Annotated in this window: 24 protein-coding genes and 1 pseudogene; 10 read left to right on the top strand and 15 right to left on the bottom strand. The window is 64.8% G+C overall.

What is annotated here, in order from left to right:
- Positions 1–109: 109 nt before the first annotated feature.
- Both BGO47_RS12375 and BGO47_RS12370 read left to right on the top strand, forming a co-directional pair.
- A pseudogene (locus tag BGO47_RS12375) lies at positions 110–517 on the top strand (LD-carboxypeptidase); the annotation flags it as partial.
- Between the two features lie 104 nt (positions 518–621).
- Positions 622–966, top strand: coding sequence for a hypothetical protein (locus BGO47_RS12370; RefSeq protein WP_138174576.1), 345 nt, complete (start codon positions 622–624; stop codon positions 964–966).
- A gap of 228 nt (positions 967–1,194) precedes the next feature.
- Here BGO47_RS12370 and BGO47_RS12365 read toward each other — a convergent pair whose 3' ends face one another.
- Complete coding sequence (locus tag BGO47_RS12365) at positions 1,195–1,731, bottom strand: CGNR zinc finger domain-containing protein (protein ID WP_138174574.1); 537 nt, start codon at positions 1,729–1,731, stop codon at positions 1,195–1,197.
- A 48-nt stretch (positions 1,732–1,779) separates the two neighbouring features.
- On the opposite strand from BGO47_RS12365, the gene BGO47_RS12360 reads away from it, so the two are divergent.
- Positions 1,780–2,442 (top strand): LysE family translocator, encoded by a 663-nt coding sequence (locus BGO47_RS12360; RefSeq protein WP_228480872.1) that lies wholly within the window; start codon positions 1,780–1,782, stop codon positions 2,440–2,442.
- A 236-nt stretch (positions 2,443–2,678) separates the two neighbouring features.
- Positions 2,679–3,074, top strand: coding sequence for a peroxiredoxin-like family protein (locus BGO47_RS12355; protein ID WP_212743497.1), 396 nt, complete (start codon positions 2,679–2,681; stop codon positions 3,072–3,074).
- A 722-nt stretch (positions 3,075–3,796) separates the two neighbouring features.
- Here the strand turns inward: BGO47_RS12355 and BGO47_RS12350 are convergent.
- Complete coding sequence (locus BGO47_RS12350) at positions 3,797–4,600, bottom strand: sulfite exporter TauE/SafE family protein (protein ID WP_138174624.1); 804 nt, start codon at positions 4,598–4,600, stop codon at positions 3,797–3,799.
- Between the two features lie 120 nt (positions 4,601–4,720).
- On the opposite strand from BGO47_RS12350, the gene BGO47_RS12345 reads away from it, so the two are divergent.
- Positions 4,721–5,671, top strand: a complete 951-nt coding sequence (locus BGO47_RS12345; protein ID WP_138174572.1) for a LysR family transcriptional regulator — start codon at positions 4,721–4,723, stop codon at positions 5,669–5,671.
- A gap of 481 nt (positions 5,672–6,152) precedes the next feature.
- On the opposite strand, the gene BGO47_RS12340 is transcribed toward BGO47_RS12345, so the two are convergent.
- From BGO47_RS12340 to BGO47_RS12325, 4 genes are all read right to left on the bottom strand, one after another.
- Entirely contained in the window at positions 6,153–6,362 is a 210-nt protein-coding gene (locus BGO47_RS12340) for a hypothetical protein (RefSeq protein ID WP_212743496.1), read from the bottom strand.
- A gap of 18 nt (positions 6,363–6,380) precedes the next feature.
- Positions 6,381–6,560 carry a hypothetical protein gene (locus BGO47_RS12335; protein ID WP_212743495.1) on the bottom strand — a complete coding sequence of 60 codons (180 nt, stop codon included), beginning with the start codon at positions 6,558–6,560 and terminating at the stop codon, positions 6,381–6,383.
- 75 nt (positions 6,561–6,635) lie between these two features.
- Positions 6,636–7,247, bottom strand: coding sequence for a LysE family translocator (locus BGO47_RS12330; RefSeq protein ID WP_138174570.1), 612 nt, complete (start codon positions 7,245–7,247; stop codon positions 6,636–6,638).
- A gap of 181 nt (positions 7,248–7,428) precedes the next feature.
- Positions 7,429–8,307 (bottom strand): AraC family transcriptional regulator, encoded by an 879-nt coding sequence (locus BGO47_RS12325; protein WP_138174568.1) that lies wholly within the window; start codon positions 8,305–8,307, stop codon positions 7,429–7,431.
- A gap of 247 nt (positions 8,308–8,554) precedes the next feature.
- On the opposite strand from BGO47_RS12325, the gene BGO47_RS12320 reads away from it, so the two are divergent.
- From BGO47_RS12320 to BGO47_RS12305, 4 genes are all read left to right on the top strand, one after another.
- Entirely contained in the window at positions 8,555–9,037 is a 483-nt protein-coding gene (locus BGO47_RS12320) for a GyrI-like domain-containing protein (protein WP_138174566.1), read from the top strand.
- A 106-nt stretch (positions 9,038–9,143) separates the two neighbouring features.
- Positions 9,144–9,854 (top strand): TrmH family RNA methyltransferase, encoded by a 711-nt coding sequence (locus BGO47_RS12315; protein ID WP_363250044.1) that lies wholly within the window; start codon positions 9,144–9,146, stop codon positions 9,852–9,854.
- An 8-nt stretch (positions 9,855–9,862) separates the two neighbouring features.
- Positions 9,863–10,609 carry an rRNA methyltransferase gene (locus tag BGO47_RS12310; protein ID WP_175987716.1) on the top strand — a complete coding sequence of 249 codons (747 nt, stop codon included), beginning with the start codon at positions 9,863–9,865 and terminating at the stop codon, positions 10,607–10,609.
- Positions 10,610–10,794: 185 nt separating this feature from the next.
- Complete coding sequence (locus tag BGO47_RS12305; RefSeq protein WP_138173441.1) at positions 10,795–11,031, top strand: hypothetical protein; 237 nt, start codon at positions 10,795–10,797, stop codon at positions 11,029–11,031.
- Positions 11,032–11,125: 94 nt separating this feature from the next.
- Here the strand turns inward: BGO47_RS12305 and BGO47_RS12300 are convergent, their stop codons facing one another.
- The 7 genes from BGO47_RS12300 to BGO47_RS12270 are packed head-to-tail and all read right to left on the bottom strand — an operon-like array spanning position 11,126 to position 16,523.
- On the bottom strand, positions 11,126–11,959 hold the full coding sequence (locus BGO47_RS12300) for an aldo/keto reductase (RefSeq protein WP_292712329.1): 834 nt from the start codon (positions 11,957–11,959) through the stop codon (positions 11,126–11,128).
- A 16-nt stretch (positions 11,960–11,975) separates the two neighbouring features.
- Complete coding sequence (locus BGO47_RS12295; protein ID WP_292712327.1) at positions 11,976–12,755, bottom strand: IclR family transcriptional regulator; 780 nt, start codon at positions 12,753–12,755, stop codon at positions 11,976–11,978.
- Between the two features lie 39 nt (positions 12,756–12,794).
- A complete protein-coding gene (locus BGO47_RS12290; protein WP_292712325.1) occupies positions 12,795–14,018 on the bottom strand; it encodes an FAD/NAD(P)-binding oxidoreductase in 1,224 nt (407 codons plus the stop codon).
- A 1-nt stretch (position 14,019) separates the two neighbouring features.
- Positions 14,020–14,214, bottom strand: a complete 195-nt coding sequence (locus tag BGO47_RS12285) for a ferredoxin (RefSeq protein ID WP_005050734.1) — start codon at positions 14,212–14,214, stop codon at positions 14,020–14,022.
- Positions 14,215–14,227: 13 nt separating this feature from the next.
- Positions 14,228–14,542 (bottom strand): hypothetical protein, encoded by a 315-nt coding sequence (locus BGO47_RS12280; protein WP_005050731.1) that lies wholly within the window; start codon positions 14,540–14,542, stop codon positions 14,228–14,230.
- Positions 14,539–15,129: a 3-phenylpropionate/cinnamic acid dioxygenase subunit beta gene (locus BGO47_RS12275; protein ID WP_100226817.1), complete on the bottom strand. Its 591-nt coding sequence runs from the start codon at positions 15,127–15,129 to the stop codon at positions 14,539–14,541. The genes BGO47_RS12280 and BGO47_RS12275 overlap by 4 nt, the downstream gene beginning before the upstream one ends.
- A complete protein-coding gene (locus tag BGO47_RS12270) occupies positions 15,129–16,523 on the bottom strand; it encodes a Rieske 2Fe-2S domain-containing protein (RefSeq protein WP_194384097.1) in 1,395 nt (464 codons plus the stop codon). Before BGO47_RS12270 ends, BGO47_RS12275 begins: the two co-directional genes overlap by 1 nt.
- A gap of 145 nt (positions 16,524–16,668) precedes the next feature.
- Between BGO47_RS12270 and BGO47_RS12265 the strand changes: the two genes are divergently transcribed.
- The gene (locus tag BGO47_RS12265) at positions 16,669–17,415 is read left to right on the top strand and encodes a class II aldolase/adducin family protein (protein WP_292712318.1); all 747 of its coding nucleotides are present in this window, start codon (positions 16,669–16,671) and stop codon (positions 17,413–17,415) included.
- 33 nt (positions 17,416–17,448) lie between these two features.
- Here BGO47_RS12265 and BGO47_RS12260 read toward each other — a convergent pair whose 3' ends face one another.
- Positions 17,449–18,363, bottom strand: coding sequence for an alpha/beta hydrolase (locus tag BGO47_RS12260; protein ID WP_194384095.1), 915 nt, complete (start codon positions 18,361–18,363; stop codon positions 17,449–17,451).
- Positions 18,360–19,073, bottom strand: coding sequence for an alpha/beta hydrolase (locus BGO47_RS12255; protein WP_292712315.1), 714 nt, complete (start codon positions 19,071–19,073; stop codon positions 18,360–18,362). Before BGO47_RS12255 ends, BGO47_RS12260 begins: the two co-directional genes overlap by 4 nt.
- Between the last annotated feature and the right edge of the window lie 88 nt (positions 19,074–19,161).

Here is a 19,161-nt window from a genome sequence, read left to right as displayed (position 1 = left end):
CGCCGCCCGCCGCCGCTGGCGCGCCAGCCAAGGGGCCGCGTGTAGATACGCTCGAAGTGGGCGTATTCTCCGACGAACGGGGCCGCGGTGCGGGAGTCTGGTCTAATCGGTGGATGGTCGCAGCTTCGTTGAAGCCGTTCCCAAAGTCCGTCCGGGTGATCGTGTCGCCGTGATCTCGCCGGCATTCGCCGCCCCAGCGATTTCGCCCGTTCTCCACGAGCAAGCGATGCGGCGTCTGAAGGAGGCGACCGGGTTCATCCCGGTCGAGTACCCCACGACGCGGCAACTCGGCGCGAGCGCGGAAGCCCGTGCGGCAGACGTGAACGCGGTGTTCGCGGATCGGAGCATTCGCGCGGTGCTGGCCGCCATCGGTGGTGATGACCAGATCACTGTCATTCCGCACTTCGATGCCGCCGTGATCGCGGCGAACCCGAAGCCGTTCCTCGGGTACAGCGATAACACGAACCTGCACAACCTTCTTTGGAACCTCGGCGTGCGGAGCTTCTACGGTGGATCCGGTCGACCTCGTCTACCCGTTCACGGGGAGGTGGCTCGTGCAGAACAGTCCGGCGAACCACGACCGACTCTGACCAGTCGCTCGCCTGTGCGCATCACGGAAGCATGACGTCCCCGGTTCGGTTCACCGAGCTCGCTGGGTGGACGCCGCAGCCCTACCGCTCCGTGTTCGTCTGGGTCGCGTTCGAGGAGCGCCTCGTCGCGACCGGCGAGAGGTACGGTCCCGACGATCACGCGGGAGTCTGGACGGCGGACGGGTTCCTGTCGCGGTGGTCCAGTCGGCTCGTCGATCAGGGATGGGAATGGATGGCTCCGCTCATCCGCCGACTCGCGGACGGCGAGGACCCGGAGCACGTGCGCACGGACGCGCTCCATGAGTACGCCGCTCGCCACGACGGCGCGGAACCGAACGTGACCATCTGGAACCTGGGCGTCGACCGACTCCGGTGAGGGCGAGTCAGCCGCGTTGCCGCCCCGCTCGTGGAGCCACGGCATGCGACGTTGGTGCCGTACTTTCCCCGGCGTCGGCGCCTTCCTCGAGGAGGTCGAGAGGCGTAGTTCCGTTTCTGAGCGGGCCAGCGGGAGGCGACGATGCCGCTACCGGCGTGTGGGATCCGGTGCTGCTGGCGATGAGGCTCATTGCGATGTGGGTGGCCGGGCGTAGTCAGGTCTCCATGTTCACGCGTGTCGCGCGCGGTGCCGACGTACTGCAGCGCGGTTGGCGCAGCGGACGCTGCAGTACCGCTGGCGGCCGTTGCGCGTGACGTCTACCACGACGTTGTGGCACGGGTCACCCGGGACTTTGCCGGCGTCGCATCGGTGAAGGCGGTGCATTCCCCGCGTTGTCAGGTGGAGTGCGGTGCCGACGCTGATGACGGCCTCCAGCACATGCGGCAGGGCTTGGTCTTGGTCTCGATAGTGGAGGTGCCAGCCTTCATCATGGTGGTCGGTTAGGCGCGGGTAGGCGGCCGCCTCTGCGAGGTGTTGGTTGAGGAGGTCGGCGCGTCGTTGCGGCAAAGGTTCATCAACGACTTCGAGCCATCGGTCGATTACCCTGCGGACACCGGTGTAGTCGTCCGCTTGCGGATTCGCGAACGGCGTCTGCATCCCATAAGACTCCGCACGGTCGACAATGCCCGCTCGATCTTCGGGCCAGTCGTTTGCCAGTGACGCGGCGAGCAGGACCGCGTACTCGCCGTAAGGGTTGAGATGCATAAGGGCATTACATCACACTGGAACGTGAATCGTTGGAAGGAACTGACTATGACGGTGCTGGGTACTGGACTCCCGTGGGCCGCGGTCGGCGGGATGGGGTTGGCGGCGTTGGTGATGGTGCTCACGCCTGGGCCGAACATGATCTATCTCGTGTCGCGCAGTATCGCTCAGGGGCGAATCGCAGGTCTGGTCTCGCTGGCGGGGACGGGCGTGGGATTCCTCACCTACATGACGATGGCGAACCTGGGGCTCAGTGTCGTGTTCGTTGTGGTTCCGTGGCTCTACATCGGTCTGAAGGCCGCAGGAGTGCTGTACCTCGCCTGGCTCGCGTTCAAGACGTTCCGCCCAGGAGGGACAGGACTGTTCGAACCCGGACCGCTCACCCGCGATACGCACGGGAAGCTCTTCCGGATGGGGCTGTTTACCAACCTGCTGAATCCGAAGGCGGCGGTGATGTACCTGGCGATCATCCCGCAGTTCATCGACACATCGCACGGCAACCCGATTGCGCAGGGGTTCACGCTCGGCACAGTCCAGATCACTGTCAGCGTGATCGTCAACGCAGCAATCGTGCTGGCCGCCGGGACGATCGCAGGATTCATCGGAACCCGCCCGTCCTGGCTCAAGTGGCAGCGCCGCATCACCGGCAGCCTTCTTGCCGCGGTCGCCGTCATGCTGGCCAGGGAAGTTCCCCAGGCTGCCCGCGCGTAGACAACCTGCAGGTGGTCGCGCGCGTGTGGCCAGCGCGCCAGCCATCGCAGCGCCGATGTAACCTGAAATGGACGAATCCGTTCAACCGATTCGTTGCGACATCGACTGATCGCTCTCGCGGCACACGTCGTGAGTGCCACGTGCGCACGAGCGCCGACGACGGCAACCCCGTACATCAGAAGCCGAGGGCGTGGACAGCTGAGCGTGTATGTCAACGGCCGCAGAATGGGAGCGAGATGAACCTGCGGGAAGAGCTTCTGCGTGTCTACGAGGACGCGCGGTCCAACCGGTCCTCCGAGGAGAACGAGACGACGGATCGTGCGGCTGCGGAGCTCTTCGACGCCGGTACGGCAGACCGCGCGAAGGCCGTCGGAGATGTGGCGCCGGTGTTTTCTCTCCCCAGCGCCACTGGCGAAACGGTGACCTTGAGTGATCTGCTTGAGGATGGCCCCGTGGTGCTGAGCTTTTACCGAGGCAGCTGGTGCCCGTATTGCAATCTCGAGCTGCGGGCGCTTCAAGCGAACATCATGGAGTTCAAGGCGCGCAACGCGCGGCTCGTTGCGATCTCGCCGCAGGTGCCTGACGAGTCATTGTCGACCGCTGAGAAACACAGCCTCACTTTGACGTTCTGAGCGACGTGGGGGCCACTGTCTCCCAAAGCTACGGCCTGTCCTTCGTCATTCCTACGGAGCTGGCTGCGCTCTACGAGCGACGAGGTCACGATCTCATCCGTCGAAACGGTGGCGATGGTCGAACGCTTGTGATCCCCGCGACCTATGTGATCAGGCAGAGCGGGTCTATATCGTGGTCGTTCGTGGACAGCGACCACACCAGACGTGCGGAACCGCGGGACATCATCGCAGCGCTCGATGCGATCCGCTGACTGCTGCAGAGGCGACGGACGGAGGAGTCACGCGCCTCTCGTGCGACCGTGCGCGCTGCGACGCAACTCCCGGCTGGTTGTGGACGGAGATCGGTCATGCAGCGCGGCGATCTCCGTTGGCCGCGCACCTCGGCTCGCGAGATCGCGATCAGAACGCGCTCCTCTTCGAAAAGAAGCCTCGAGGAGATGGGGAGAAGCGAAAGCGGGCCAGGGCTGTGGCACGACCTTCACCGCGCTATCCTTGCGCCGCACCGCGGTGCCATCGCGCCGGGGGTACGCGGCCGTCCGCATCGCGCCGACCTCGCGGGCGGCGGCCGCCAGCGGCTGCACTGAGCGAGCAACTCCGTGAACCGGTTCCACGTCAACGAGTTCGGCCTACGCCCGGGGCCCGGACGGGCAGATCGATCGTCGCGTGCCGGGGTGATTCCGGCGCTGACATCTGGCTCGACCGTTCCTGCCGACCGAGGGTGGTCAATGGCTTAAGACCGTTGCCGTGACGGTGGTGATGCCGACGATGACGACGAACCCGCGGAACAGGCCTGCGGGGAGTCGTCTTGCGAACCTGCCGCCGACCAATCCTCCCAGGATCGAGCCGAGAGCAACGAGGGCGACGATGGGCCACGAGATCAGTTCTGGTGAGACGAAGATGAAGACCGTGGCGGCGATGATGTTGACCGCGGCGACGCTGGCGTTCTTCACGGCGTTGAGTTCTTGCATCAGCAACGTCGTCGTGATCCCGAGCAGGGCGACGAGGAGGATCCCCTGCGCTGCACTGAAGTAGCCACCATAAACTCCGAGCAGGAACGCGCCGACCACGGAGGCGACTTTCGAACCTCGGCGAGGGAATGGCGTCGCGTCGACGTCGTCGGTTGCCGCCACGCGGCCGATGCGGTTCTTGATGGCGGGTCCGCTGAGTACCAGAAGCGTACCGATACCAATCAGCCAAGGGATGACGGCAGCGAAGATGTCGGCGGACAAGTGCAGGAGGAGGAGCGCGCCGGTGACGCCGCCGGCGCTGGATGAGGGAAGCAGTAGGCGAGTAACGCGGTAGTGTGCGCGCAGCTCGCGTCGGTAGACGAATACCCCCGACAGGCTGCCGGGCACGATGCCGACCGTGTTCGCCATCGTCGCCGTCAACGGCGGAAACCCCAGCAGAACGAGGATGGGGAAGGACGCCAGTGTCCCCGCGCCTACGACGACGTTCAGACCTCCTGCAAGGAAGCCTGCGCCGACGACCGCCGCTCCTCGCAGAAGCGGCGCGATTTCTATCAGCACGTTGGCCTCCTCCTCGCCCGGGTCACAAGATGTCCCGGAGGCCTTCAAGGCTTCCAAAAGTGCGCTGGACGCAGGTTGATAGAATCGGAAGGGATGTACGCGAAATCCGAAAGCTAGTTCGTGGCGCCCAACTTGCGGGATCTGGAGCTGTTCGTCGCGATCATCGACGCCGGCTCGATCACGGCGGGCGCCCGCGCCGTGGGGGTCTCGCTGTCGTCGGCCAGCAGCCGGATCGCTCTACTGGAACGGCAAGAGCGAGTCGAGCTGTTGTCGCGTCGACGAGGTGGGATCGTGCCGACCACGGCCGGCACGACCCTGGCGATACATGCCCGTGCCCTTCTCGAACGTGCTGATGAACTGCGGCAGGCGATGGACGGGCTGCGCGGGGACTCTGCCCACGAGATCCGGCTCGCCAGCAACACATCAGCCGTCGATACCTTGACCGAGTTCCTGGCCGCGACTCTCGCACGATTCCCTACGATGCGGATCGCGGTGGTCGAGACAAGCAGCGTCGAGGTCGCGTCTCGGGTCCGCGAGGGGGGTGCTGACCTCGGGATCGTTTCCCTCCCACCGACGGGCGACGGTTTGATCGCTCGTGAGTTATGGGCGGATCCCCTTGTCGTCGTTCGTGGCTCGGTGTTCCGCGGAGACGACGTGGCTCCTTCCTTCGAGGAGGTGATGCGGGGGCCGCTGATCGGGTTGCCAGCGGCAAACCCGCTTCAGACACTCATCGACGAGCAGGCGCGCATCCTCGGTGTGTCACCGGCGTACCGCGTGCGGTTGCCAACCCTCAACGCGGTGTACGCCGTCGCCAGCACTGGGGCTGGCGCGGCGATCGTCCCGTATGGGACCGTCAGCCGCTCTCCCACACTGCCTGCTGCCATACATCCGGTGGCAGAGGAATGGGCCGACCGCCGCGCACTCCTCATCACTCGGTCTACCTACGTTCCGTCCCCCGCGCAGCAGGAGTTCATCGACGCGCTTCTGCGCTACCGGGATGAAGTCGATGTCACCGAGCCGCTCGGAGTCGTCATCCTCGGCTCGCCCCCTGAGCAAGCCCGCCGCGGGTAGCGAACCCGATACGAGATCCACCCCGGTCGGTGATAGAGCTGTACGCCAAGCTCGGAAAGGACCTCGGCACCAGTTAGTGAGCGTTGCCGAGCGTAACGACTCGCTGGCGCAGCGCGGCAAGATTCCGGCTGGCCCAAGCAACCCAGACCGCACCGAGAGCGTCTGTTACTGGAATGCAAGGTCGGCTACCGATCGGCGATCCTCCCCTCACCCCCTCCGAACGGGAGCAGATGCTCAGCGCACCGATGTTGTTGACGACCACGAGTGCATGGAACAACGCGCGTAGGCAGTCTGCCGTGGCCCGTGCCAATTCCACTCATCGTGGCCGGATTCATATCCGGAGCCCGCGACGATGATCGTGAAGCAAATGGCCGACACCACGAGCGCCACAATGACGGGCACGAGCGCCCTGAACTATCGATAACAACTCGTGGGCGCAGCGAGGACCCCGGCGTTCACGTCCGGCGCTGTCAGAGCTCGATCACGTACTTGACTCCGCGTGAGCGGCCGCCGGCGCCAAGCCGTCGGGCACGCGCGCGACGTGGGCACTGGTCACGAGAACCTTCTCCGCCCAGGTGCCGCTGCCACCGGGCAGGGGCGCCTCGTGGACGAGGTCGAACACGGCGATGGGAATCGCGTAAGCGAGTGAGACGGCGTTGCACAGGTCGACGAGCGGGTGGATCGAGGGCAATTCCCCGTCGCTCTTGAATCAGCGTGGCAGCGCTTCCGACGCGCACCGGTACTGGGTGGGTTTGAGTCCCATCTGACTGAATGCGCGCCGCCAGGCGACGATCTCGGGGAACTCGCTCTCCGGTCGTTCGGAGAGGCGCATGGAGGCCCGCTCGCGGAATGGTGCCGCGGTCGCCGAGACGTCCGCCGTGTCGGTCACGCCATCGAGGGTGAGTGTCGCGACGGCGAGCTGAGGGAAATGAGCGCGCAGCGCCGAGTCATGAACTGAGCTGCATCAGCGGGTTTCGAGGGCGAGACGGCCGGCGAGCAGCCCATACGTGCCCGCGAAGGTGCGACGCAGCCACGCCATGACCTTCGGGCGCGTGATGACCTGGTTGCGCATCCCCGCGGCGAACACCCCATACAGCGCAAACACGACGAACGTCAACGCCATAAACACAAGGCTGAGCCAGATCATGTGCCACGTGCCTTTCGCCTCGCCCGCGGGAACGAACTGAGGGAGGAACGCGAAGAAAAAGATGGTCAGCTTCGGATTAAGCAGGTTGATGAGCACGGCGGTACGGATGACCCGCCAGAACGAAACCGGGGCGGGGTTCGCGTCGCCGTCGATCATCGTCTTGTCGCGGAATGTCTGCCAGGCGAGGTAAAGCAGATAGGCGACACCGAGCCACTTGATCGTCTGGAACGCGATCGCGGAGGCATTCAGGATCGCGGCCAGTCCGGTGATCGCGGCCACCATGTGAGGGATGACCCCGAGGGTGCAGCCGAACGCCGCAATAATGCCAGCCTTTGCGCCGCGGGAGAGCCCAGCGGCGATCGAGTAGACGGCGCCGGTGCCGGGGGTGGCGACCACCACGAGGGTGGTCAGCAGGAATGCAATGCTCATCGTCGTCCTTCGAGAGTCGTTGCTTCCGCACAGTACCGCGTCCGCGTAATCCCGAAATACACGAGCGATCAGCCGAAGACGAGCGAATCGCCCAGATGGACACCGTGTAGACATTCGTCCGCGAGATCGGGATGGCATGAAGTCGCGCCCCTCGGGTAGCGAGGTCATGGTCGTGTCGCGGTTACACGTCATCACGCTGGCGGACGATCGGCAGCCACAACTCCGTCGTCGCGGAACGGAAGTCTTCAGCGCGATCGAGGATCGCGACGATCGAGGGGCCTGGTCGCAGCAGCCACGGGTTCGACGGAAACCACTCGGATGCCGATGCCGCATACGTCTCCTGCAGAGCCGCGGGATATGGTCCAGATGCCCGGAACACAGCCCACGTGCCGGCAGGAACCTCGATCACGTCGAGTCCTTCCGGCGTGGTCGTCGCGGCGTCCCGGGCAACGCCGTGCAGATAGGTCAGTGTGCTTCCCTCGGTGTAGTCGGAATCGACATCTGCGCTTATCTGAAGCAGTCCGTGAGGATCCGTGTTGCCGAGCGCCGTCAGTCGCGCGTGCTCGTGCGCCGGCAGAGAAGCGACGTGCGCTTGGATGTGAGGATTCGCGCTCCGGTGGATGAGCGGAACGCGTGCAGCATGGCCGACGAGCCGGAACGCGGGTCGATCCACGATACGCGTGTCCATCGACGTGGCGCCGTGGACAGTCAGTCGCAGCGTGAGTTGCGGCTGTGACCGAAGCGGGCCGCCGTTCGTCCGCACCTCGATAGGCGCCGCACCGTGGACCGCCCGGAACGCACGTCCGAATGCCTCGGCCGAGCCATAACCAAATCGAACCGCAACCTGGAGAAGCGGATCGCCCGCGATGACGTCGGCCGCGGCGACCGTCATCCGCCGACGCCGCACATACTCGGACAACGGCATGCCGACAAGCGATGCGAACATCCGCCGCAAGTGGTACTCCGTGGTGCCGAAGGAAGCAGCCAGCGCACCGATGTCGAGGTCGTCGGACAGATCCGCTTCGACGACCTCGATGAGCCTGTTGAGCTCACTGATCACACAAGCCTCCCTTCATTCCAATTCTGCTTGCCGGGGTGCAGTGGTTTGTCCGAACGTGCGACTCCGATCCGAGCGGGCCGGCTCGTGACGGCCGGCGACGTCCGACGACACGCAACACCACACACCATCAGGCGTCCCGGGCGCCTTCACCCGACTTGATCGGTCTCCAATTGTCGGGCGCTGGACCCGGCGTGACGAACACCCTGGAAATCGTCTCGCACCACGAGAGTCCAAGCTGAAGGGAAGCATGTTAGACGCCCGTATCGTCGAGCGGACGGCCTTCCGCCTGATCGGTTACGCCGCGTGCGTCCCGGTCGTGTCGGAATTCCGGAATCCTCATGTCGAGGCACACATCACGGCGCTGTCTGCGGAGAACGTGGAGCGGCTCCGAGCACTGGGCTGCTCGGAGCCCTCGGGTCTGCTTCAGGTGAGTACGGAGGTCGACGCCGACTACGCAGTGAACAGTCGGTTCACGTTCATGGTCGGTGTCGCCCTCGATGCGGCTCCGCCCGCACCTGAGCGCCTCGATGTGATCGAGGTTCCTGCCGGCAAATGGGCGGTGTTCCGCACGGGCGCTCCTTTTGCGTCGGCCTGGATGGACATTGTCAGCGAGTGGTTTCCGTCACACCCGTGGCGCCTGCGTCCGGGGCCGTCGATCGTCACTGAGCGCCGACCAGGCGAGCAGCGCGCCGCAACCGCCGAGGTCTGGATTCCCGTTGAACGCGCGTAAGCCAACTCTGCGCGTCTCCCGGCCGAACGCAAGATTCCAACAGTGGGAAGCTCTGCTCCACAACCGCAACAAGCGCCAGCGGGCCGGCGAGTTCATCGTGCAGGGTGTGCGCCCCATCAGCCTCGCACTCGAGCGGGGCTGGCCGATCCGCGCAGTCCTCTATGACGCGGATCGGCCGCTGTCGCGGTGGGGTGCACAGGTTATCGAAGGATCAGGAGGCGAGCGGGTAGCCGTCGCGGCTCAGCTGCTGCATCAGTTGAGCGACCAAGACGACGGCTCCCCCGAGCTGATCGCCGTAGCCGCCGTGCCGGACGATCAGCTGTCTCGCATACCTATGGGGCCGTCGTTCCTCGGGATGGCATTCGACCGCCCCTCCCTGCCCGGCAACATCGGCACGATCATCCGTTCATTGGATGCCTTCGGCGGGTCGGGCCTGATCGTCACCGGACACGGCGCAGATCCGTACGACCCCAGAGCCGTCCGCGCCTCCACTGGGTCGCTGTTCGCGGTGCCGGTGATCCGACAACCATCTCATCAACCACTGGTGACCTGGGTACGGGAGCAACGCGCTGCGGGCATCCCCCTCACGATCGTCGGAACCGACGAGAACGGGTCCGACGACATCGCCGACGTGGATCTGACAGGCCCCGTCCTGCTCGCGATCGGCAATGAGAACGCCGGACTCAGCGCGGGATGGCGCGATGCGTGCGATGTCGTCGCACGCATCCCCATCGGCGGCGCCGCCAGCTCGCTGAACGCTGCCAACGCGGCATCGATCGCTCTCTACGAGGCCGCGCGCCAGCGCGGACGGGCATAGGCACGCGAATGGCCTACCGCTACGCCGTCACGCGAGAGAGTTACGCCGACCTCTCCGGCGGCGTGCTCCACTCTGCCCCCGGGTTCCCCGCCTTCCCCGCACGCCTCGCCAGCGAGATGTTCCAGCGAGCATTGGCGCTCACCCCGAACCCCACCGCCCAGGTATGGGATCCATGCTGCGGCAGCGGCCACCTCCTCACCACTCTCACACTCCTGCATAGAGACAGAATCACCAGCGTCCTCGGCTCCGACGTCGATCACGCGGCGCTGGAACTCGCCCGGAAGAACCTCGCCCTTCTGAGCAAGCACGGCATGACCGCCCGCGCGAATGAACTGCAGGCCCGCGCCGAGCGCCTGAGCAAACCCGCCTACCTCGATGCCGCCGCCGCTGCACAGCGACTCGCTCGCCGGCTCGCGTCAGGCGACGGCTCATTCGACTACAACATCGCACCAGCCGACGTCTTCGACCCCGCACAACTCCGGCGCGCGTTGAACGGGCGACGCCCCAATGTCGTGGTCACCGATATCCCCTACGGCGAGCAGACAGCGTGGCACGGACCGGATGCTGCACGAGGCCTCGACGGCATGCTGAATTCGCTGGAAGAGGTACTCGACGAGGGAACCGTGATCGCAGTGACGACCCGCGCCCGCAAGGTGCGCCTAACCGGCCCCCGGCGACCTCTCGCATGGTTCCGAATCGGAAGCCGAGCAGTCATCCTCTGCCGCATCGCCAGCCGACTCCAGCATCGAGTTTGAATCTTCCGTGTAGCTCGTCAGCATTGTTCCTTCGGGCAGAAAATTCGTGGGGCTGCATAGAGCCCGGTTACAGCGTTGAGCACTGTCTTGGTTCCGACCGTACTGGCCGGCGACGTTGTTGGAAGCTAGCAGCGATTATCGCCCAAGCACCATCGGACCACGGATCAGATCGGCTACGCAGCGAAGTGTTCTTCGTAAAGGATCCCCTCACGGCCGAAGCGGCGTTTGCAGATCTTCCCGAAATGCGCGAGGGCGTCGACGCGATGGCAATCGGGCCGGGTGTCCTGTACTTCTCGCGGGTAGCCGCGCAAGCGACCAAGACCCGCGTTCAGCGCGTACTCGCTATGCCGATGTTTCAACAGATGACAGTCCGAACCTGGCGCGTAACTACACGGCTGCTCGAACTGCTCGACAACGGTTAGCCTCCGCACGCATCCCGAAATTGATCGTTTCCGGATTCGACGTGATCGCTCGGCCCCTGAAACTTGAAACGCGATCGAGTCAGGGAGAAACGCGCTAATGTCCGTTCTCTTTTGAGTCGGAATCTCGTGCCGCTGATTCACCGCGATCGAGGTTCCTCAGCTCCGCAAGGTCGTCGTGAGTGAGGTTGAAATCGAAGATCTGCGCGTTCTCCCGCAGCTGTCTGGGGTCGTCCGCGCGCGGAATCGGGACGATGTTGTGCTGCACATGCCACCGCAACAACACCTGCGCGGGGGTGCGACCGACCCGGTCTGCGATGTCTACCACGACGGGATCTGTGAGCAAGGGGCCTCCGCGCCCGAGCGGACTCCAGGCCTCGGTCACGATGCCCCACCGCTTGTGCAGATCACGGATATCGTCGCGCGCCAGGTCGGCACTCAGTTGGATCTGGTTGACGTCGGGCACGCGTCCGGTAGCGGCGACGATCCGTTCCAGATGTGGTCGTTTGAAGTTTGAGACGCCGATTGCTCCGACCCGCCCCTGCTCGACGAGTCTTACAAGACCCCGCCACGCCGCAACATAGGTGTCGAGCCAAGGCACTGGCCAGTGAATGAGGAATAGATCGAGGTAGTCGAGCCCGGTCCGTCGGAGGCTCTCGTCATAGGCGCGCTGGACACCATCTACGCTGTGATCCTCCTTGTTGAACTTGCTGGTGACGAAGATCTCCTCGCGAGCGATCCCGCTCTCTCGGATCGCCGCGCCAACCGGTTCCTCGTTGAGGTACTTGTGAGACGTGTCGATCAGTCGATAGCCGATGTCGAGCGCCAGCGCGACCATCTCGTGCACCGCGTCGCCCTCGAGCGGCCACGTGCCGAGACCCAGACGCGGAATCGAGTGTCCGTGGAGGAGGGGGATCGGGGCGGGGTTCACTGGAGCACCCCCGTGATTAGCCCAACGCCTCGCTCAACCGCATCGAGGCGTCCTTGAGTGCTCGCCCGAAGGTCGCGACTTTCGAGACCGGAAGACGATGGACTGGGGCAGCGAGGTTGATGGCGAGATTGATGCCCGCTGAGTTCGCGACCGAGACTGCGACCGACGCCACACCGTCCTCGCTCTCCTCGCGGTTCGTCGAGTAGCCCTGGCGCCGAACGGCTTCGAGTTCCTTCTCGAGGTCCGCAAGGGACTGAACGGTGTGCGAGGTCACCGCGGGGAGCGAGTCCGTTGGGAACAAGCGCCCGAGCTGTTCTGTCGGCAGGCTGGCAAGCATCGCCTTGCCGGTCGAGGTCGCGTACGCCGGGATCTCCCGTCCAAGGCGTGAGGCGACGCGGACTGCCGCCGCCGGCTCGGACGCCGCGATGAAGCGGACGTTCGCGCCTTCGAGGATGCCGAGATGGCTCGTCTCGCCCATCGAGGAACTGAGATCCTCGAGGATCGGCTGCGCCAGGCGCGGAAGATCCATGCGCCGGAAAATCGAGAAGGCCACGCTCGTGAGTGTCGGACCCGGACCGTAGGTCTTCGTGCGCGGATCCTGACGGGCAAATCCGCGCCAGATGAGCATTGCGAGGATGCGGTGCGCCGTCGAAGACGCCACCCCGAGTTCGGCGCTGACGTCGGTCAGCCTTACCTCCTCCGTACGCTCGCCAAGAAGGAGGAGCAACCGCAGTGCGTTGTCCACTGACTCGATCGGGTATTGGGGCGCTACACCGTCGCCGGGCGATTTCTGCACAACAGAAATCGTATCGCCTTGTGGTCACGGGGACCATCCTCAGACCGCGGGCGTGACCGACCGCGCGCCGTCGCCGGTCAGGCGCGCCGCGACCTCGGCTCGATCGGTTCTCGTAGCCACCGCTCGCCGCGTGTTAACGAGCGCCCGCGGCCAGTTGACGACGAGCGCGCCGGTCAGTGAGTCGTCACTCTCCGAGTAGAGCACGGCGAAGCGCTGGTCCTCCTCGGACCCGATGATGACGATGTCGTCGGCGCCGGTGCGCCCGACCACCTGGATCTTCCAGTCGTACTGGTCGCTCCAGACATACTCGGTCGTGTCGTAGTCCTCGCAATCATCAGGGTGGACGATGTTGTGTGCGACGACGCGAGCCTGATCAACGGCATTGGTCCAATGTTCGAGGCGCAGCGAGACGTTGCGCGACGCACTCGCCCAACGTGCGATATCGCCGACGGCAAAGATCTCAGGATGCCCGATGGCCCGCAGCCCAGAGTCGCAGGTCACCCCGTTGTCGAGTTCGATGCCGGAACCCTCGAGCCACTCTGTGTTGACCACAGCTCCGATACCGACGAGAGCTGCATCGGCCTCGATGATCTCGCCGCCATCGAGCACCACGCGCACCCCGTCTGCCGTCTGTTCGACGCCTTCGACTGTCCTTCCGAAGTACTCCTCGACGCCCTCCTGGGCATACTTGCGGCTGAAGATCTGGCCGACTTCGGCATTGAGCACCCGCGACATCGGCGCCGGGAACGGGTCAACCATGCTGACCCGTACGCCCGCCGTGATCGCGGTTGCGGCAGCCTCCCCCCCGATGAAGCCTGCGCCGATGACCACAAGGTGCCGCGCTGTGGCCAGCTCATCCCGCAAGCGCTCGGCATCGCCGCTGGTACGCAGCAAGTGAATATGCTCACCTTCACCCCACGGAGAGCGACGGGCGCGTGACCCGGTGGCGATCACGAGTGTGTCGTATGAGACGGCTGTACCGTCCGCGAGCGTCACAACCTGGCCTTCGAGGTTGAGGGATGCCGCGGGCGTGCCGAAGATTGAGATGGCTCCGATCCCCCGCGTCTCGTGCTCGGAAAGAAGTTCGATCTCGTGTCGCGCCGTCTCACCGGTGAGGTACTTCTTCGAGAGCGGAGGTTTGTCGTAGGTGGGATGGCGTTCCTGGTCAATCAGGACGATCTCGCCCTCGAACCCCTCGCTTCGAAGGGCTTGGGCGGTCTTGAGCCCACCAACAGAGGCGCCGACGATGACGACCCGGGACACGTCAGTCCTCCACAACCAAGGCGGAGACGGGGCAGCTGCGCGCCGCCTCCTCTACTCGCTTGCGGTCACTGTCGGGCAGGTCCTCGCGCAGAACGATCACTAGGGCGTCGTCATCGAGGTCGAAGTAGTCGCCCGCGGCGACAACGCAATTGGCGTAGCCCTGGCAGGCGCTGCGGTCTGCGATGATCCGTGCCATCGGTCTCTCCTTTCTACTGCGGTCGCATTTCGGGGAACATCGGCTGGTCAGGCCGCGCGATCATCTCGGAGAACGTCTGCGTGGTCTGCCAGGTGAGGGCCTCGAGTTCCATGGGGTCGATCGCGATCCACTGGCCAGTTTTCGGGGCGTCGATCAGTAGCCTCGTGCCGTTGTGAGTTTCCACGCGGCGCACTTCGATCTCCGAAAACTCGTTGGCGATGACGAGCGGCTCTCCGACGGTGCGGGCAATAAGACGCTCGCGCTCCGCCGCCGCAGCCGCCGCGGCATCACGATCGACGTCGGCACCCTCCCAGTCGAGGCCGCTCACAGGAAGATCGCCAGGTTCTGGGTGCGGAGCACCGACTCGTCCACCATGATCACCCGACGTGCCAGCTGCAGGTCGTCACCGACGCGACGCAATACGTCCTCGCGGTGAGCGGAGATGATTGACGGCTCGTTGACGTCTCCCCGGCTGCGGAACAGCAGGACGGCGGAGTCGACGATGAGCTCGTCCTCGACCGAGGACAGGAACACGCGCACGTTCGTCACGTAATGACGCAGGCGTGAGGGAGGGTCCTCCGTCCAAGCGTGTTCAGTCAGGAATCGCGCGACCCGGCGGCTGAGCGAGTACTTATTCTCGTCCCAGTGCGACATCCCCCTCGCCGTCGTGAAGGAAGACCCGAGAGCCGTCGTCTGACGCACCGGCATGATGTAGTGAATATCCTCTGTAAGCGTCTCAAGCCAGTGCTCGTACCGTTGCTCGTCGAGGGTGTAAGCCTCTTCAATCAACCAACGATGCGCCTCGAGATGCAGTTCGTCGGAGAACAATAGGGACCGCCCGACTCGATCGGCGCGCGTGGCGTGGGCGCCGAGAGGCGATTGCTCGGATATCTGGACACCGGTCTCGGTGTTCATCATGCGGGTGCCTCCCCGTTGTTGGTGATGCCTGTACCGATGCTCGCGACCTGCACCTCGACTTCGTCATCGGTGTCGAGGTAGTCGGCCCAGCGATCGAGCAGATGACGCTGGTTGTACTCGCCGTAACCAACGTGCGCGACGCCTGGACCGGCGAACTGTTCAGGAGTCAGCGCAGCGACGACCGGAGTGTCGTCTTTGAGAGTCCCCATCCGACTGTTGAGCAGGAGCCGTCGAGCCATCGAACCCTTGGCAGTCGTGGTCAGCGAGACCCAGTTCTCGACATCGTCCTGCTCGAACATTCCCGTGCTACCGAAGCACATCAGGTAGGCCTTGTACGAGAGATCCTTGAACTCCTCCGGCGCCTCGGCATCGACCGCGAACCAGGAGTAGACCTCCGTCTCGTTCTCGCTAATGGGCTGCCACGAACGGATCGAGATGAAGGGCAGCACGTCGTCCCCGTCCTCCACCTTCGGCCAGTTGTGCACGAAACTCATGTTCGGGAAGAGCGATGCCGCAGAGATCATGAACCCGTCACGGCCAATCACATCGAGCTGCTCAGGCGACCATTGCTCCTTCATCCGCTCGATCATCGCGTCGGGATATCCGACGTAGCGCAGCCGCTCCTCGAGGCTGCCAGGCGGGAGCTTGTAGGTCGTGCCGCCGCCGTTGCCGGCCCAGTACGTGTTGCCGTCCTTGCGCTTCTCCGCCTTCGGCTCACGGAACAACCCGATCTCGACGACCGAGGTGTGGGTCTGGGGCGTGTGATACATGTCGCCGGCGAAGTTCTCGGCGCCGATCTTCCAGTTCGCCTTGACGCGCCACCGCTGCGGGCCACGCAGCTCGATGCCCTTGGCGCTCTGCCCCGTGTAGTAGTCGAGGTAGAACGCGAAGTCGCCGATGTATTCCCGCAGGGTCGGCGCGTTCGGGTCCATGCTGATGAAGATCAGACCGTTGTATGTGTCGAGGTTCGGCGCCGGGAGCAGTCGTGCACCCTTCTTGTTGAACCCTGCCTCACCCCCGTAGGCCTCCTCGTGGAACGGGAGGCCCATAATCCGGCCGTCGTTGCGGTATGACCACCCGTGGTAGGGGCAACGGAAGTGGGAGGCGTTGCCGACCTCGGCGCGGCATACCTGCATCCCGCGGTGCAGGCACATGTTGAAGTGCGCCCGAATCTCACCACTCTCATCGCGCACGACGATAAACGAGTCGTCGAGCACATGCCGCACCACGTAGTCACCGGGCTGAGGGATCTCGGATTCATGTCCGACGAAAATCCACGCGCGGCTGAAGAGCTTGCTCTTCTCCTGCTCGAAGATCTCCTCGTCGTTATAGATGTGCGCCGGGATCATGCCGCGCCGCACGTCCTCGAAGATCGTCGTCTTGCTCGCCATTGGGCCGCTGCTTCCTGATGTCAGAGTCCTATTCCGCGCCTTGAAGATGATGTCGGTCGAGACCGGTTTTCTTTAAGACAGAATCTGATTCTGCTAGATTTTCCAGGAATTCGCAATCGGAGATCACGCCTCGAAGGAGAAGTGGATGATGAACGACTACGTCGACGAACGCATGCTCGTCGCCAATGCTTGCCGCGTGCTCGCGGTCCGGGGGCTCGTGGACGACATCCTCGGGCACGTCAGCCTGCGGGTCGACGACGACACCGTCCTCATCCGAGCCCGCGGACCGCAGGAGCGAGGGCTGCGTTTCACCACCGCCGACGACATCCTCGCCGTGCCCCTTGAGGGATCGTTCGAGCTCGCCGGCGGGTACCGGGCGCCGAACGAGCTGTCTCTGCATCTTGAGCTGCTGCGCCGCAATCCTGCGGCTCGATCCGTCGTCCACGCGCATCCGCCGGCTGTCGTCGCGTTCTCGCTGACCGGACGGACGTTGCTACCGATTGTCGGTGCCTTCAACATCCCCGCTATGCGGATGGCGCGCGGCGGCATCCCCGCGCATTCCTCGTCTGCGCTGATCCGCAACCACGCACGCGCGACGGCCATGGCGGACGATTTCGGCACGCGGCCCGTCGGCATCCTGCGCGGTCACGGCCTCACCGCCGTCGGCGAGAGCGTCCCGCAGGCCGTCATCCGCGCGATCAATGTCGACAGCCTGGCTCGCGTGCACCTCGCCGTTCTGCAGGCAGGGGCCGAGCCTATGCCGATCGACGACAACGATCTCGCCGACCTGCCCGACCTGGGTGACGCATTCAACGACGGGCATCTCTGGCGATTCCTGCTGCAGGAACTTGCTGAGCAACGGCTCCTGCTGTACTCGGGCCATCAGAGATGACCGGCGCCCGGGTCGCGATCAGCTGCACCATCCTCACCGCCGCGGGCGTACATTTGGACCGAGCCACTCCGTTACAAGGTTGAGCACCGCATCGCTGTTCGACTCCTGCATCAGCATGTGGCCGTTGCCAGCCACGTTCGCTGCCGTCAACGCGACGAACCTGACATCGCCGCCTCGCTCGGCGAGCCAGTCAGCAGTCGCGCGGTCCGACTCGATCGGATGATCGGTGTCGTGGGTACCGACCATCACGAGGGTCGGTAGGCCGTCCAACTCCCTGTCGCCGATATGGACCTGCGCACCGCGAACGTTCTGCCGCTCGAGGAGGAGCCCGGCTGGGATTGGCACCAGCTGCGAACGGAGCTCGTCCAGGTGACCGGGTGGGAATTGCTCGCTTGCACCGACCAGCTTCGTCTCGATGAACTCTGATCCGGGATGCCACCAGCCGCGACGGGGAAGCCTCCAGGTGAGCGGGCGTCCCTGGACGACGATGTGATCGGCGTCCTCCTCCAGCACGGCGGGCTCGGGCTGGATGTCCCCGGGGGGAGCGGGTGCCAGCGCGACTAGGGCGATCAGTGAATCCCGATGGTGGAAAGCGACCCGATAACCGAAAGCGGCGGACATGGAGTGGACCACGAGGACGACCGGAACGCCGAGCGCAGCGATTAGCTCCACGATCGCGCCGGCGACCGCCGCCCCATCCAGCCGCGTGTCGGGGTCCCATGCGCCGCCAGCCGACAACCCAGGCCACGTCATCACGACCGCGCGGTATCCGGCTTCGGCGAGACGGGGCGCCCACCCGGGTCGCCCGCCGATCGCTCGACTCCAGCCATCGGGGCCCACCCCCCCGCCGTGAACGAGCAGCACCGTCGCACGGGCGGGGCCGCCGGGCAGCCATTCGGCGTAAGCGACGGTCCCAGCGGAAGTCGCGAAAGAGCGAAACGTCGTCACGACATAACGGAGACGATGGCTGCTGCCAGCTCCACCGGGCGCGTCAACATGGCCATGTGGCTCCCCGGCGAGCTCGCGGTCGTCGGGTTCGTGAGCCGGTCTGCTGATGCGCGGTACAACTCCTGCGGCACAGCCCGATCCTCTTGCAGGAAGATGTAGCCGCTCGGCACGTCACCGGTGCCGGCCGTCCGAAGACGGATCGGCTCGTCGAGCCAACCGCCAGGCGACGGCACCAGACGGGGCTCGACCTGCGCGTGAAGCTCCTCCGATCCGTCCTGCAAGAAAGCCGTCATGAATAGCTGCGGCGGGATCGGCACGCTCTGGTCGGGCGAGGATGCGGCTGTGCCACGGGCGAAATTCGCCAACTCGGTGGGGAGGATCGCATTGATCGACTCGCCGTCGGCGAGTACCCACGCGTCGATGAAGATCGCCTGCTCCACCTGCTCCGGCATCGCCTCAGCTACGAGTTGGATGAGCGGGCCGCCGCCACTGTGGCCGACTACTACGAACCGGTCCCACCCCTTGTCGGCGATCCGGCCGATGAGATTGTCCGCCATGGTCGAGAGCGTGACACCTGCACGGTCGTCGTTGTCACCGTGACCCTGCAAGGTTGGGGCCCATACCTCGTGGCCTGCCTTCGTGAGCTCAGCGACAACGCCGTCCCACGCCCAACCACCCTGCCAACCTCCATGAACCAAGACGATGCGCATTCTGGAACTCCTTTGTTCACCGACGGCGGGTTCCGTCGGATGGAATCCCACTCTACCTAGCAGAGTCTGTGCAGAACAACAGTCCTGT

Source organism: Microbacterium sp. 67-17, assembly GCF_001898325.1.
Taxonomy (GTDB): domain Bacteria; phylum Actinomycetota; class Actinomycetes; order Actinomycetales; family Microbacteriaceae; genus Microbacterium; species Microbacterium schleiferi.
The sequence above is the reverse complement of the archived record's forward strand: the minus strand, read 5'-3'. Positions and strand labels throughout refer to the sequence as shown.

Excerpts from the sequence above, each read along its gene's own strand:
- BGO47_RS12370 (WP_138174576.1), top strand. The coding sequence starts at position 622 with ATGACGTCCCCGGTTCGGTTCACCGAGCTCGCTGGGTGGACGCCGCAG.
- BGO47_RS12365 (WP_138174574.1), bottom strand. The coding sequence starts at position 1,731 with ATGCATCTCAACCCTTACGGCGAGTACGCGGTCCTGCTCGCCGCGTCA.
- BGO47_RS12360 (WP_228480872.1), top strand. The coding sequence starts at position 1,780 with ATGACGGTGCTGGGTACTGGACTCCCGTGGGCCGCGGTCGGCGGGATG.
- BGO47_RS12355 (WP_212743497.1), top strand. The coding sequence starts at position 2,679 with ATGAACCTGCGGGAAGAGCTTCTGCGTGTCTACGAGGACGCGCGGTCC.
- BGO47_RS12330 (WP_138174570.1), bottom strand. The coding sequence starts at position 7,247 with ATGAGCATTGCATTCCTGCTGACCACCCTCGTGGTGGTCGCCACCCCC.
- BGO47_RS12320 (WP_138174566.1), top strand. The coding sequence starts at position 8,555 with ATGTTAGACGCCCGTATCGTCGAGCGGACGGCCTTCCGCCTGATCGGT.
- BGO47_RS12310 (WP_175987716.1), top strand. The coding sequence starts at position 9,863 with ATGGCCTACCGCTACGCCGTCACGCGAGAGAGTTACGCCGACCTCTCC.
- BGO47_RS12285 (WP_005050734.1), bottom strand. The coding sequence starts at position 14,214 with ATGGCACGGATCATCGCAGACCGCAGCGCCTGCCAGGGCTACGCCAAT.
- BGO47_RS12275 (WP_100226817.1), bottom strand. The coding sequence starts at position 15,129 with ATGAACACCGAGACCGGTGTCCAGATATCCGAGCAATCGCCTCTCGGC.
- BGO47_RS12270 (WP_194384097.1), bottom strand. The coding sequence starts at position 16,523 with ATGGCGAGCAAGACGACGATCTTCGAGGACGTGCGGCGCGGCATGATC.
- BGO47_RS12265 (WP_292712318.1), top strand. The coding sequence starts at position 16,669 with ATGATGAACGACTACGTCGACGAACGCATGCTCGTCGCCAATGCTTGC.
- BGO47_RS12255 (WP_292712315.1), bottom strand. The coding sequence starts at position 19,073 with ATGCGCATCGTCTTGGTTCATGGAGGTTGGCAGGGTGGTTGGGCGTGG.